The 13,386-nt window shown below is 72.3% G+C and carries 10 protein-coding genes and 2 pseudogenes; 8 read left to right on the plus strand and 4 right to left on the minus strand.

From position 1 onward, the window contains the following. Positions 1 to 6 precede the first annotated feature (6 nt). The 3 genes from PUW82_RS03740 to PUW82_RS03750 all read left to right on the plus strand — a co-directional run bounded on the left by PUW82_RS03740 (position 7) and on the right by PUW82_RS03750 (position 2,805). Positions 7 to 1,011, plus strand: coding sequence for a DnaJ C-terminal domain-containing protein (locus PUW82_RS03740; RefSeq protein ID WP_274220987.1), 1,005 nt, complete (start codon positions 7 to 9; stop codon positions 1,009 to 1,011). A gap of 88 nt (positions 1,012 to 1,099) precedes the next feature. After that, on the plus strand, positions 1,100 to 1,567 hold the full coding sequence (locus PUW82_RS03745) for a heat shock protein transcriptional repressor HspR (RefSeq protein ID WP_274220988.1): 468 nt from the start codon (positions 1,100 to 1,102) through the stop codon (positions 1,565 to 1,567). Between the two features lie 23 nt (positions 1,568 to 1,590). Beyond that, on the plus strand, positions 1,591 to 2,805 hold the full coding sequence (locus PUW82_RS03750) for an AI-2E family transporter (protein ID WP_274220989.1): 1,215 nt from the start codon (positions 1,591 to 1,593) through the stop codon (positions 2,803 to 2,805). Here the strand turns inward: PUW82_RS03750 and PUW82_RS03755 are convergent. Next, positions 2,724 to 3,317 (minus strand): hypothetical protein, encoded by a 594-nt coding sequence (locus PUW82_RS03755; RefSeq protein ID WP_274220990.1) that lies wholly within the window; start codon positions 3,315 to 3,317, stop codon positions 2,724 to 2,726. The two genes, PUW82_RS03750 and PUW82_RS03755, sit on opposite strands and share 82 nt — an antisense overlap. Before the next feature lie 228 nt (positions 3,318 to 3,545). On the opposite strand from PUW82_RS03755, the gene PUW82_RS03760 reads away from it, so the two are divergent. The 5 genes and pseudogenes from PUW82_RS03760 to PUW82_RS03780 all read left to right on the plus strand — a co-directional run. Continuing rightward, positions 3,546 to 4,694, plus strand: coding sequence for a glycosyltransferase (locus tag PUW82_RS03760; RefSeq protein WP_420792733.1), 1,149 nt, complete (start codon positions 3,546 to 3,548; stop codon positions 4,692 to 4,694). A 2-nt stretch (positions 4,695 to 4,696) separates the two neighbouring features. Then, positions 4,697 to 5,803 carry a glycosyltransferase gene (locus PUW82_RS03765; protein WP_274220992.1) on the plus strand — a complete coding sequence of 369 codons (1,107 nt, stop codon included), beginning with the start codon at positions 4,697 to 4,699 and terminating at the stop codon, positions 5,801 to 5,803. Between the two features lie 220 nt (positions 5,804 to 6,023). Further along, the gene (locus tag PUW82_RS03770; protein ID WP_274220993.1) at positions 6,024 to 7,043 is read left to right on the plus strand and encodes a helix-turn-helix domain-containing protein; all 1,020 of its coding nucleotides are present in this window, start codon (positions 6,024 to 6,026) and stop codon (positions 7,041 to 7,043) included. 64 nt (positions 7,044 to 7,107) lie between these two features. Then, a pseudogene (locus PUW82_RS03775) lies at positions 7,108 to 9,331 on the plus strand (ATP-dependent Clp protease ATP-binding subunit). A 155-nt stretch (positions 9,332 to 9,486) separates the two neighbouring features. Continuing rightward, positions 9,487 to 10,254, plus strand: a pseudogene (locus tag PUW82_RS03780) (UbiA family prenyltransferase); the annotation flags it as partial. A gap of 52 nt (positions 10,255 to 10,306) precedes the next feature. On the opposite strand, the gene PUW82_RS03785 reads toward PUW82_RS03780, so the two are convergent. From PUW82_RS03785 to PUW82_RS03795, 3 genes are read right to left on the minus strand one after another with little or no spacing between them, the layout of a single operon-like run. Next, a complete protein-coding gene (locus PUW82_RS03785) occupies positions 10,307 to 11,476 on the minus strand; it encodes an FAD-dependent oxidoreductase (protein ID WP_274220995.1) in 1,170 nt (389 codons plus the stop codon). Continuing rightward, entirely contained in the window at positions 11,469 to 12,167 is a 699-nt protein-coding gene (locus PUW82_RS03790) for a methyltransferase domain-containing protein (RefSeq protein WP_274220996.1), read from the minus strand. The genes PUW82_RS03785 and PUW82_RS03790 overlap by 8 nt, the downstream gene beginning before the upstream one ends. Beyond that, positions 12,158 to 13,351: a type III polyketide synthase gene (locus tag PUW82_RS03795; RefSeq protein WP_274220997.1), complete on the minus strand. Its 1,194-nt coding sequence runs from the start codon at positions 13,349 to 13,351 to the stop codon at positions 12,158 to 12,160. The genes PUW82_RS03790 and PUW82_RS03795 overlap by 10 nt, the downstream gene beginning before the upstream one ends. Positions 13,352 to 13,386 lie beyond the last annotated feature (35 nt).

Consider the following 13,386-nt stretch of genomic DNA (forward strand, 5'->3'; position numbering starts at 1 on the left):
ATCCATATGGCCAGTCAGGACTGGTTCGACAAGGACTTCTACAAGGTGCTGGGCGTCGCGAAGGACGTCTCGGACACCGACCTCAAGAAGACCTACCGTAAGCTCGCGCGCACCTACCACCCCGACTCGACGCAGGGCGACCCCGCGGCCGAGGCGAAGTTCAAGGAGATCAGCGAGGCCTACTCGGTGCTTTCCGACAAGGAACAGCGCGCCGAGTACGACCAGATCCGGGCGATGGGGGCGGGCAACGCCCGCTTCACCGCCGGTGGCCAGGGCGCCGGCGGGTTCGAGGACGTGTTCAGCGCGTTCAACCAGGGCGCCCGTGGCGGCGCCGGCGCGCGCGGGGCGGACTTCGACGACATCTTCGCGATGTTCAACCAGCAGTCCGGACGCTCGGGACGCTTCGGCACGGGCGGCTTCGGCCGCTCGACCGGCGGGTTCCAGGGCTTCGGCGGGCCGCAGCGCGGCGCCGACGTCACCGCGCGCACGACGCTCGACTTCGCCACGGCGGTGCGCGGCGACACCGTCACCCTGCAGGGCGAGGACGGCAAGCCGTTCAAGGTGAAGGTGCCGGCCGGCGTCGCAGACGGCCAGAAGATCCGGCTCCGCGGCCGCGGGCGTCCCTCGCCCGACGGCGGGGAGGCGGGCGACATCGTGGTGTCGGTCACCGTGCGTCCGCACCCGGTTTTCACCCGCGACGGGCTGAACCTGCGCGTCGTCGTGCCGGTGACCTTCACCGAGGCGGCGCTGGGCGCCACGATCGAGGTGCCCACCCTCGGCGGAGACCCCGTCAAGCTGCGCGTGGCACCGGGCACTCCCTCGGGCCGCGTGCTGCGCGTGAAGGGCCGCGGTGTGAGCACGGCGAAAGGCACCGGCGATCTGCTCGCCGAGGTGCAGGTCGCTGTGCCCGCGCACCTCGACGAAGACGCCCGAGCCGCGCTCGAGCGGTTCGCCGAGCTCGAACCGAAAGAGAACCCCCGCGCCGACCTGATGAGCAAGGCGCGGAGCTGACCCGATGCTCCGGCTCGCTGCATCCGGACTCTCCGAGAGCGCAGCGGGCCGGGGCACCCGCATCCGACCTTCGCGGAGGTGAGATTCCATGAGCGACGACGCCATCGACGAGGACGCGCCGATCTTCGCGATCGCCGCGGCCGCCGAGCTCGCCGGCATGCACGCGCAGACGCTGCGCCAATACGACCGGCTCGGACTCGTGGTGCCCGGGCGCACGCAGGGCGGGTCGCGGCGGTACTCGCTGCGGCACATCCGGCAGTTGCGCGAGGTCGCGCGGATGTCGGCCGAGGGCATCAGCCTGCCGGCCATCACCCGCATCCTCGAGCTCGAGAACGAGGTGGCGAGGCTGCGCCGTGAGAAGCGCGAGCTCGAGCAGCGGCTGCGCGACGAGCTGCAGCAGCGCCCCGGCGCCCGCGTCTTCGCCGCCGGCGCGACGGGCGCGGTCGTCACCCTGCGCCACGGGGCCCGTGTGCGCCGCGCCACCGAGATCGTGCTCTACCGGCGCCCGGCCGACCCGGCGCCCGCCGACGAGACGCGCACGACACCCCCGCGGTGAGCGCCCGACGATAGCCTGACGGCGTGAGACACAAGTCCGTGCCGCAGACCGATCCCGTTCCCGGTGTGACCCCTGCCGCGCCCGCCGGCCTGACGCCGATGCTCCGCATCCTCGTCGGACTCGCCGCCGCCGTCATCGTGCTCGCGGGGCTGTACGCGGCGCGCGAGATCGCGGGACCGCTGCTGCTGGGCGCGGTCATCGTGATCATCTGCCACCCCGTGCGTCGCCCGCTCGAGCGGCGCGGCTGGCCGCGTTGGGCCGCGACCACGGCGGTCATCGCGGTGGCCTACCTGATCCTCGCTGCGCTCGCCGCGATGCTCGCCTACGCGGGCGTGCAGTTCACCCGCCTCGTCACCGACTCGGCGCCGCAGCTGCGCGCCACCGCCGACGCCGTGCTCGACTGGCTGCAGGCGATCGGCTTCGAACAGCAGGTGGCCGACGCGGCGGCATCCGTGCTGCAGCCGGGCACTCTCGCGTCGTTCGCGACGTCGCTCGGGTCGAGTGTGCTGTCGGTGCTGACGGCGTTCTTCTTCGTGCTGGCCTACGTCATCTTCATGGCCGCCGACGGCGCCCGGTACACGCGAGCCGAGGCGACGTTCGGTGAGCGCGCCCGCCCGACCATGCAGCGCTTCCGCTCGTTCAACCACGGCGTGCGCACCTACTACGTCGTCAACGCGAGCTTCGGCGCCGTCGTCGCGATCATCGACGGGTTGGCTCTCTGGGCGCTGCAGGTGCCGGCGCCGGTGGTGTGGGCCGTCCTCGCGTTCGTGACCAACTTCGTTCCGAACATCGGGTTCATCCTCGGCCTCGTGCCGCCCGCGCTCCTCGCCCTCGTGGTCGGCGGGTGGCCGCTCATGCTGATCGTCATCGCGATCTACTGCGTGGTCAACGTCACGCTGCAGGTGATGATCCAGCCGAAGTTCGTCAGCGACGCCGTCGACCTGAGCCTCACCCTGAGCTTCTTCTCGGTCATCTTCTGGACGTTCGTCATCGGCCCGCTCGGCGCGATCCTGTCGATCCCGCTGACGCTGCTGGTCCGAGCCCTCGTGCTCGAGTCCGATCCCGGAGCGGGATGGATGCGGTGGCTGTCGGGCGACCGGCAGGCCGTGCCGCGATTCGCCGAGCCTGAGCCCGATCCCCTGCCGGTCGCGCCGGGTCAGGCCGGCGGCAGGCGCAGGGTGTTCGGCTTCTCGCCGATCGTGAGGTCGTCGACCACGCGCAGCGACCGCGCGAGGTGATCGAGCTCGTCGAGCACCGTTCCGACACGCTCGCGGTCGCTGCAGACGGCTGAGAGGGTCACGAGGTGCGTGCCGGTGTCCCACGTGTACGACACGAACGGCGGCGTACGCGGGTCGGGCGGCAGCGTCATGACGAGCTTCTCTCCGGAGCCGAGGTAGGGCGAGCGGAAGTCCTCGGTGTCGTCGTACTCCATCGGCATCATCGCGCGTGCGGTGCGCAGCTGCGGGGTCGCCTCCTGCACCTGCGCGAGGACGACGAGCAGTTCGGGGTCGGCCTTCCACATCCACGCGCGCACGCGGCCGTTCGCCCGGCGCATGAGCATCGGCACCGCCTGGCTGGCCGCCCACGCCGCGAACCGGCCGCCGGGACGCGGGGCGCCGCCGATGGCGGCGTTCGCCTGGCCGAGCAGCATCCCGATCGCGCGCTTGCGGGCACGGCGCCCGGAGAAGCCGAACGATTCGGTCACGGGCACCCAGCGGGCGGGGTCGGCATCGGCTTCGAGACGGGCCATGCCCCCAGCCTAGGGATGCCGCCTGGGCGTCCGCCGCTCGGCAACCGGTTTTGCTCTCTCCCGGCGGTGCCTCCGAGGGCCGCATCGGGCCCTCGGGTAAGCTCGGGCGCGCCGCGACGGCCACAGCCGCCGGCACGCCGCCGTACAGATTGGGCCTGACCCGTGACCGAATCCACGACGACCGAGGGTGCTCCCGCCGCCAGCTCGCGCGCGCCCCTGACCATCGTGATGGGCGCCGACACCTTCGCCCCCGACGTCAACGGCGCCGCCCGCTTCGCCGAACGCCTCTCGGCCGGGCTCGCCGCGCGCGGACACCGCGTCCACATCGTCACGCCGAGCGTGAAGCACTCGCAGTCGGGCACCTTCACCGAGAACATCGAGGGCGTCGACCTCACCGTCCACCGGCTGCCGGGCTGGCGCTGGTACCCGCACGACTGGCTGCGCTTCGTGCTGCCGTGGCGCTCGAAGCATTACGCCCGTCGCGTGCTCGACGAGGTCAAGCCCGACGTTGTCCACAGCCAGTCGCACATCGTGATCGGCCGCGGTCTCACGCGCGAAGCCCGTAAGCGCGGCATCCCCGTCATCGCGACGAACCATGTCATGGCCGAGAACGTCATCGACTTCACGACCCTGCCGCCGTTCCTCGACAAGATCATCATCAAGCTCTGCTGGGATGACGCCCGGCGCACCTTCGAGATGTCGCGCGCCGTGACGACGCCCACGCGCAAGGCCGCGGAGTTCCTCGAGAACACGATCGACATCTCCGGCGTCATCCCCATCAGCTGCGGCATCGACAAGCGCAACTACACGCCCGACCTCACGCCGCGCGAGCACCGCCGCATCCTCTTCGTCGGTCGCCTCACGACCGAGAAGCACGTCGAGGTCACCCTGCAGGCGGTCGCCCGGCTCGCGCCGGAGCTCGACGTGCACTTCGACATCGTCGGCGGAGGCGACCAGCGCCGGAACCTCGAGCAGACGGCGCAGCAGCTCGGCATCACCGACCGTGTGACCTTCCACGGCCGCACCGATGAGGCGGAGCTGCGGGCGGCCTACACGCGCGCCGACGTCTTCGCCATCGCGTCGATCGCCGAGCTGCAGTCCATCGCGACGATGGAGGCCATGGCGTCGGGACTGCCGGTGGTCGCCGCGAACGCCGTCGCGCTGCCGCACCTCGTGCAGTCCGGCGTCAACGGGTACCTGTTCGAGCCGGGCGACATCGACGATCTGACCGACAAGCTCCGTCGCGTCCTGACCGCATCACCCGACGAGTACCTGCGGATGCAGCAGGCTTCGCTCGACGGCGTCGAGATCCACGACATCGAGCGCACCCTCGACACGTTCGAGAAGCTCTACCGCGGCGAGCCGCTCGGCGCCTGACGATGCGCCTGTTCTTCGACGCGCGTTACATCCGCACCGACTTCCACGACGGCATCAGCCGGTTCTCGCACGAGCTCGCGCACGCCGTGTTCGCCGCTGCGCCGGCCGTGGGGGCCGAGGTCACCTTCATCGTGCACGACCCGGCGCAGGTCGCCTTCCTGCCCGCGGGAGCCCCGCACGTCACGCTGCACGCGCCGACCTCGGTGCTCGAGCCCGTGGCCGCGCTGCGCCTGAACCGGCACCGCCCCGACGTCGTGTACTCGCCGATGCAGACCATCGGTGCCCTCGGTCGCCGATTCGCGCTGATCCTCACGCTGCACGACACGATCTACTACCGGCACCGCACGCCCCCGCGCGACCTGCCGTGGTTCGTGCGCCTGGGCTGGCGCCTGTTCCACCTGTCGTACGCGCCGCAGCGCGCGACCCTCAACGCGGCCGACGTCGTCGCGACGGTCAGCGAGACGAGCAAGCGGCAGTTCGCCGCGGTGCGCCTGACCAAGCGCGAGGTCGTCGTGCTGCCCAACGCGCCACAGCGCCTGGCCGACCTGATGCCCGCAGGCGCGATGCCGGGCGCCGCCCAGCCGCGCAACATCGTCTACATGGGCTCGTTCATGCCGTACAAGAACGTCGAGACGCTCGTGCGCGCGATGCAGTGGCTGCCCGGGCGCACGCTGCACCTGCTCAGCCGGATCTCGCCGTCCCGTCGGGCCGAGCTCGAGAGCCTCGCACCGGACGATGCGCACATCGTCTTCCACGGGGGAGTGACGGATGCCGAGTACGCGGCGCTCCTCGCCGACGCGGGGGTGCTCGCGACGCTGAGCCTCGACGAGGGGTATGGCCTGCCGATCGCCGAAGCGCTCGCGCTGGGCGTGCCGGCGGTGGTCAGCGACATGGAGATCTTCCACGAGGTCGGCGGCGGCGGAGCGCGTTACGTGCCCGCGCGCGATGCGCGGGCGTTCGCCGCGGCGGTCGAGGCCCTCGACGACGACGAGACGCGCGCGCGGACCGTCGCCGCGGGACGCGCGCACATCTCGCGGTTCACGTGGGAGGAGTCCGCGGCGCGACTGCTCGCGGCGTCGCGACGCGCGATCGAGCTGCGCTCGCGCTGACGCGAACGCCCGCGCGCCACAGTGCCGGGCAGGCGGGAGCGATCGGTCGGAACGGCGCGGTAGCCGTCTCGGGCGGTGACGACGAGCGTTCCGATCGCCGCGATGGATGCGGCGAGGAGGAGGACGGCGAGAAGCGGTTCAGCGATCATGGCGGAAACGCTACGATGGTCGTCATCCTGCCGCAGCTGGCAGTCGTGCCATCGTCCGAAGGAAATCTGCCATGCATACGATCGCCTGCGTCGTCCAGAACGGATTCGCCCCCTTCGAGTTCGGGCTCGCGTGCGAAGCGTTCGGGCTCGATCGCAGCGACGAGGGGATCCGCAACTTCGACTTCCGCATCGTCACCCCCGACCCGGGGGTCGTCGAGGCCAACCTGCCGTTCTCGATCAACGTCGACGCCGACCTCTCGTTCGCCGACGAGGCCGACCTCGTCGTCATCACGCCGATCCCGCGCGAGCAGTGGGATGCCGTCGACGAGCGTGTCACGGCGGTCGTGCGGCGCGCGGTGGCTCGGGGTGCGTGGGTGCTGACCGTCTGCAGCGGGGCGTTCGTCGTCGCGGCATCCGGCGTGCTCGACGGCAAGCGTGCGACGACGCACTGGCGCTACGCCGAGACGATGGCGCGGATGTACCCCGAGATCGACGTCGACCCCGACGTGCTGTACGTGCAGTCGGGTCGCATCATCACGTCGGCCGGCACGGCGGCGGGGCTCGACGCGTGCCTGCACCTGCTGCGCCTCGAGCTGGGCGCCGAGGCGGCGAACACGATCGCGCGCCGGATGGTCGTGCCGCCGCTGCGCGACGGCGGGCAGGCGCAGTTCATCGCGCGGCCGCTGCCGGAGGCGGCATCCCTGTCGCTCGCGCCCATCACCGACTGGATGATCGAGAATCTCGACCTCGACCTGTCGGTCGACCTGCTGGCCTCGCGTGCCCACATGTCGCCGCGCACCTTCGCCCGGCGCTTCAAGGCCGACTACGGCACGACGCCGGCGGCATGGCTCGGGCGCCAGCGCATCCTGCGTGCTCAGCGCCTGCTCGAGCAGACCGATCTCGGCCTCGAGCAGGTGGCCGCCGACAGCGGGTTCGGGTCGGCGTCGGTTCTGCGGCAGAACTTCGCCCGTGCGCTCGGCCTCAGCCCGTCGGCGTACCGGGCGCGTTTCGCCTGCACGCCCGAGGCGGTCGCCGCCGCCGGCGCTGACCTTCCCGACGGTGCGCGGCTCGTGGAGCCCGTAGCGTCCTGAGGGCGTCGGTGCTAAACTTGAGTCAGCAAGGCTCAAGTTTAAGCCGAGAGATTTCAGGAGAACCATGAACGCCACTCAGCAGCCGGGACAGGAGGACGCGCAGAGCGCCCTCGAACAGTTCGGCATCAACCTCACCGACCGTGCCCGCCAGGGCAAGCTCGACCCCGTCATCGGTCGCGACAGCGAGATCCGGCGGGTCAGCCAGGTGCTCACGCGGCGCACCAAGAACAACCCCGTCCTCATCGGCGAGCCCGGCGTCGGCAAGACCGCCGTCGTCGAGGGGCTCGCGCAGCGCATCGTCGCGGGCGACGTCGCCGAGAGCCTCAAGAACAAGGAGCTCGTCTCGCTCGACATCTCGGCCCTCGTGGCCGGCGCGATGTACCGCGGGCAGTTCGAGGAGCGCCTCAAGAGCGTCCTCAAAGAGATCACCGAGTCCGACGGGCGCGTCATCACCTTCATCGACGAGCTGCACGTGCTCATGGGCGCGGGTGGCGGCGAAGGGTCGGTTGCGGCCTCGAACATGCTCAAGCCGATGCTGGCCCGCGGCGAGCTGCGCCTCATCGGCGCGACCACGCTCGACGAGTACCGCGAGTTCATCGAGAAGGATGCCGCGCTCGAACGCCGCTTCCAGCAGGTCTACGTCGGCGAGCCGAGCGTCGAAGACACGATCGCGATCCTGCGTGGTCTCAAGGAGCGCTACGAGGCCCACCACAAGGTGGCCATCGCCGACGGTGCCCTCGTGGCGGCGGCATCCCTGTCGAACCGCTACATCCCCTCGCGTCAGCTGCCCGACAAGGCCATCGACCTGATCGACGAGGCCGCCTCGCGCCTGCGCATGGAGATCGACTCGGCACCCCTCGAGATCGACGAGCTGCGTCGTCACGTCGACCGGCTCAAGCTCGAAGAGCTGGCGCTGAAGAAAGAGAAGGATGCCGCGTCGCGCGAGCGCCTCGAGACGCTGCGGGCGACCCTGAAGGACGAGCAGCAGAAGCTCGACGACCTGCAGGCGCGCTGGGAGCGCGAGCGTGCCTCGCTCAACCGTGTCGGCGACCTGAAGACGCGCCTCGATGCCGCCCGGGTCGAGGCCGAGCGCGCGCAGCGCGAGGGCAACCTCGAGAAGGCGTCGCGTTTGCTCTACGCCGAGATCCCCGCCCTCGAGCGCGAGGTCGTCGAGGCCGAGCGCGCCGAGACGGCCGTCGACGGTCCCGGGCGCATGGTCAACGAGCAGGTCACCGACGAAGACATCGCCGCCGTGATCGCCGCGTGGACCGGCATCCCCGTCGGGCGTCTGCTGCAGGGCGAGACCGAGAAGCTCGTGCGGCTCGAGTCCGAGCTCGGCAAGCGCCTGATCGGGCAGAAGGTCGCGGTGAAGGCGGTCGCCGACGCCGTGCGTCGCTCGCGCGCCGGCATCAGTGATCCGAACCGTCCGACCGGCTCGTTCCTCTTCCTCGGGCCCACGGGCGTGGGAAAGACCGAGCTGGCCAAGGCCCTCGCCGAGTTCCTCTTCGACGACGAGCACGCCATGGTGCGCATCGACATGTCGGAGTACGGCGAGAAGCACTCGGTGTCGCGGCTCGTCGGCGCCCCTCCCGGGTACATCGGCTACGAGCAGGGCGGTCAGCTGACCGAGGCCGTGCGGCGGCGCCCGTACTCGGTCGTGCTGCTCGACGAGGTCGAGAAGGCGCACCCCGAGGTCTTCGACGTGCTGCTGCAGGTCATGGACGACGGTCGCCTCACCGACGGCCAGGGCCGGACGGTCGACTTCCGCAACGTCATCCTGATCCTGACGTCGAACCTCGGTTCGCCGATCCTCATCGACCCGACCCTCAGCCGCGAGCAGAAGCGCGAACAGGTGCAGATCCTGCTGCGGCAGGCGTTCCGGCCCGAGTTCCTCAACCGGCTCGACGACACCGTCATGTTCGAGGCGCTCACTCAGGACGACCTCGCGCAGATCGTCGAGCTGTCGGTCGACGCCCTGCAGCGCCGGCTCAAGGACCGCCGCCTCTCGCTCGCCGTCACCCCCGACGCCCGCGCGTGGCTGGCCGAGCGCGGGGTACGACCCCGTGTTCGGAGCGCGACCGCTGCGCCGCCTCATCCAGTCCGAGATCCAGGACCGCCTCGCCATGGCGATCCTCTCGGGCGGGGTCCACGACGGAGACGTCGTGCGGGTGGATGTCGCCGCCGACGGCTCGTCCCTCGTGCTCACCAGCGCCGGCCCGGTGTCCGAGCCGGCGGCATCCGCGGGGTCGGACGACGAGGTCATCGAGGCCGAGCTGCTCGACGACTGATCGACCGCCCGTTGCCGTCCGCTCCACGCCGGAACCGATCGCCCCGGGCGCAAGCCCCGCGGGGCGATCGGTTCCGGCGTGGAAGCATAGGGGGCATGCGCACCGTTCGGGCCCTGTGGGGCGCCTCTCATCCCGGCCCGGCGCTCGTCGTCACGGCGCTCTCGCTCGCGCTCGGCCTCGCCGCGGGCCTCGAGCCGTGGCGCGTGGTCGTGCTCGTGGCGGCGGTGCTGTTCGGTCAGCTGTCGATCGGCATCTCCAACGACGCCATCGACCGCGAGCGCGACCGCGCCGTGGGCCGCCGCGACAAGCCGCTCGTGCGCGACGAGGTGTCGAACCGCACGGCGTGGACCGCGGCGATCGGCTCGGTCGTCGTCGCGCTCGCGCTGTCGGTGCCCCTCGGGTGGGGCATGCTGCTCGCGCACGTCATCACGATCGGGGCGGGCTGGGCCTACAACGTGGGGCTGAAGGGCACGGCGGCGTCGATCGTCCCGTTCATCGTGAGCTTCGGCCTCTTCCCCTCGCTCGCGACGCTCTCCGCTCCCGAGCCGGAGCTCGCCGCCCCGTTCGCAGCGCTGGCCGGAGCCGCGCTCGGCTCGGCCGTGCACCTGACCAACGTGCTGCCCGACCTCGACGACGACCGGGCCACCGGCATCCGCGGTCTGCCGCACCGGCTCGGCACGACGGCGTCGGTGCTCGTCGCGGTGGCGGGCGTCGTCGTCGCGGCCCTCGCTGTCGTGGTCGGCGGCGGCGCGGACGGTGTGCTGCCGTGGCTCTTCTTCGCGGCCGTGGTCGCCCTGGCGGTCGCCGTCGTCGTGCGGATGCGGCTGCGCGGGCCCGATCGCACGGGCTTCCGCCTCGTCATGGCGGCCGCCCTGCTGCTCGCGGTGCAGCTCGTGGTCACGGCGGGCGTGCTCGCGGCCTGATCCGCGGCGCTGCCCCGGTGCTGCCCCGGTTCTGCGTCACCGGGCTGCGGTGTCACCGGGCTGCGGCGTCCAGTCCCATCGCGTAGGCGTGCGGGACGAGCGATCCCGTCGCGGCGAGAGCGGTGCCGAGCGTGCGTCCGCGCAGGGCATGCGTCGTGGCGCTCACGGGACGGCCGAGGCGCATGTTGACGGCCGCCATACGCCCCGCCGTGCGCGCCGACCGCAGGCGGTCACGCTCCCAGCGGGCGAGCCCCGTCGCGGGTTCGACTCCCGTGCGGGTCCACTCGGCGAGCAGGGGAGCCAGGGTGAGTGCATCCAGCAGCCCGAGGTTCATTCCCTGTCCGCCGATGGGGCTGATCTCGTGCGCGCTGTCGCCGATGACGACGAGGCGGCCCCGGCGCATCGCGGGTGCGAGCACGCGGCGCACGCGGAAGCCGGTCGCGCTCGTGAGCGTCTCGGCGGCGTCGGCCTCGCCGCGCTCGCGCAGGGCGGTGCGCAGCCGCGCGAGCCGCGCCGCGGGGGCGTCGAGGTCCGCATCGTCGGGGGACCCGGCTGCCGCCGTGGCCGTGTCCCAGGCGACGAATCGCCGACGGCTGTCCGGCAGCGGGAACGACTCGAGCACGCCCGCGGCGGCCAGGTGCACGACGGCCGTCTCGGCGTCGGGGCGCTCGGGCACGTCGGCGTCGCTCATGAGGTACCGGTCGGGGTAGCTCGTGCGACGCACCGCGTCCGGCCGGAAGACGAGGTCGCGGGCCCCGACCCCGGCGGCGAGCACGACGATCGGGGCGCGCAGCTCGTCGTCGCCGCGCGCGCCGGTGACCCGCACGCGCACATCCGCATCGGCGACGCGGACCGCGGTGACGGCGGTTCCGCGCCGAGGCGCGGGCGCACCGACGGCCAGCGCCGCCTCGGTGCGCGCCTGCGGCAGCGTCGCGACGTACGGATGCCGCACCGACAGGCGGTCGAACCGCACGACCCCCAGCAGCGTGCCGTCGCTGCGCGCCTCGCCTCGCGACACCCGCACGGCGTCTGCGAGGATGCGGTCGGTCGCGCCGCCCGCCTCGAGCGCGGCGAGGACCGGCGCGTGCAGCCCGATCGCTCGCGAGCCGTCGCCGGCGTGCGGTCGTCGTTCGACGATCTCGACGTCGACGCCGCGGCGCGCGAGCTCGGCGGCGAGCGTGGTGCCCACCGGTCCCGCGCCGATGACGAGAACCTCAGGCACGACCGGAGCCCACGGCGAGCAGTCGGAAGGGCGCCGGGCGCACGACGTGCCACGTGCCGTGGCGCGCGAGTGACAGCCGCAGCTCGGGCGCCCGGTAGCTGCGCCGGATCGACCGCAGCCCGTCGGTTCGCAGGAACGTGCCGCGCTGCAACGGAAGGATGCCGGCGGCGTACAGTGCGTAGGCGGTGCGCCCGCGCTCGATGTCGGCATGCAGCACGATGCCGCTCGACAGCGCGAGCGAGTCGGCGAGGAAGGCGCGCAGCTCGGGCTCGGCGAGGTGGTGCAGCACGTGATTGGAGATGACGGCGTCGAAGCGCTCGCCGGAAGCACGAAGCGCGCTGGAGTCGGTGCTGCGGAACTCGAGGCCGGGTCGGGAACGCTCGCGGGCGACCTCGAGTGCGCGCGGGTCGGGGTCGATGCCGACCCACTCCACGCGCAGGCCGTCGCGCTCGGCGAGGTGAGCGAGGCGAGCGGTGACGTCGCCCCCGCCCGACCCGATGTCGAGCACGCGCGCCGGGCGGTCGAGACGCCCGAGGGCGGGTCGCAGGTGCCGTCGCCAGACGGTGCCCCAGCCGCTGACGGCGCGGTTGACCGTGTCGAAGCGCCGCAGCGTCGCCGCGAGCGCGACCGGGTCGCACTCCGGGTCGTCCATCAGCTCGCGCAGGTCGACGTCGCGGTGCCTCAGGTCCACGACGCGACGGGCTCGGTCAGGGCGGCATCCTGGTGCGCGGCCGCGGGGTTCAGGACGCCAGCGGTCAGCAGCGCGGCCTCCATCGTCAGCCCGGGGCCGAACGCGATCGTCGCGATCGTCTCGCCGTCGCGCAGGTCGTCGCCCCGCAGCAGCGACTGCAGGATGAACAGGATCGTCGCGCTCGACATGTTGCCGTAGTCGCGCAGCACCGCGCGGGACGCCGCGAGCGCCTCGGCGGGCAACCCGAGGCCCGCCTCGACGCGGTCGACGACGGCGCGGCCGCCCGGGTGCACGGCCCACGTGTCGACCGACGCTCCGCCGAGGAACCCGTCGACGGCATCCCGGATCTCGCGGCCGATGATGCGGGGCACCTCGGCCGAGAGCACCATCTCGAAGCCGGCGTCGCCGATGGTCCACGTCATGTCGCGTTCGCCGTCGTCGGTGACCGCGGTGGCGAACCGTTCGAGGTCGAGCCAGCGCTTGCCACGGCGGGCCGGGTCGCCGCTGATGACCGCGGCGGCCGCGCCGTCGGCGAACAGCGACGCCGCGAGGATCTGGTCGGGATCGTCGGCGACGCGGAAGTGCAGCGTGCACAGCTCGGCGCAGACGACGAGCACGACCGCCTCGGGCTGCGCCGCGCACATGCGGGCCGCGGCGCGCAGGGCCGGCACGGCGGCGGCGCATCCGATGAAGCCGAGGTGGTAGCGCTCGACGCTCGTGGGCAGACCGAGATCGCGTACCAGGCGGTAGTCGGGCCCGGGGGCGAACATGCCGGTGCACGAGACGGTGATCACATGCGTGACGTCGGCGGGATCGACGGATGCCGCCGCGAGCGCCTCTCGTGCCGCGTCGGCGAATAGCGCGGGGGCGGTGGCGATGTAGGTGTCGTTGCGGGCGCCCGTCGGCGGCGAGAGCAGGAGCCCCGCGTCGTCGATGACCGGCAGGCGACCGGCGGCCGGTGCCGCGTCGGCGGGGTCGGCCGCGCCGCGACCCTCGAGGGCGTCGGCCAGCTCGGTCAGCACGGTATGGCGGGTCTCGATGGCGGAGGCGTCGAACGCGGCGCGGACGAGGCGTTGCGAGAGTCGACTGATGCCGGGCTGCGACGCGAACAGGTCGCGCACGGCGTCCTGGGGCAGCACGGCCGGCGGCACGGCCGTGCCGATCGACAGAATTCGGGCGGTCATGCTTGACGATAACCGGCGGCGGGGGTGTCGGGCGC

Source organism: Microbacterium thalli, from assembly GCF_028737325.1.
Taxonomy (GTDB): Bacteria; Actinomycetota; Actinomycetes; order Actinomycetales; family Microbacteriaceae; genus Microbacterium; species Microbacterium thalli.

What these genes read in the sequence shown, in the direction of transcription:
- PUW82_RS03770 (WP_274220993.1), top strand. Translation starts at nt 6,024, where the DNA reads ATGCATACGATCGCCTGCGTCGTCCAGAACGGATTCGCCCCCTTCGAG.
- PUW82_RS03760 (WP_420792733.1), top strand. Translation starts at nt 3,546, where the DNA reads ATGGGCGCCGACACCTTCGCCCCCGACGTCAACGGCGCCGCCCGCTTC.
- PUW82_RS03740 (WP_274220987.1), top strand. Translation starts at nt 7, where the DNA reads ATGGCCAGTCAGGACTGGTTCGACAAGGACTTCTACAAGGTGCTGGGC.
- PUW82_RS03745 (WP_274220988.1), top strand. Translation starts at nt 1,100, where the DNA reads ATGAGCGACGACGCCATCGACGAGGACGCGCCGATCTTCGCGATCGCC.
- PUW82_RS03755 (WP_274220990.1), bottom strand. Translation starts at nt 3,317, where the DNA reads ATGGCCCGTCTCGAAGCCGATGCCGACCCCGCCCGCTGGGTGCCCGTG.
- PUW82_RS03795 (WP_274220997.1), bottom strand. Translation starts at nt 13,351, where the DNA reads ATGACCGCCCGAATTCTGTCGATCGGCACGGCCGTGCCGCCGGCCGTG.
- PUW82_RS03765 (WP_274220992.1), top strand. Translation starts at nt 4,697, where the DNA reads ATGCGCCTGTTCTTCGACGCGCGTTACATCCGCACCGACTTCCACGAC.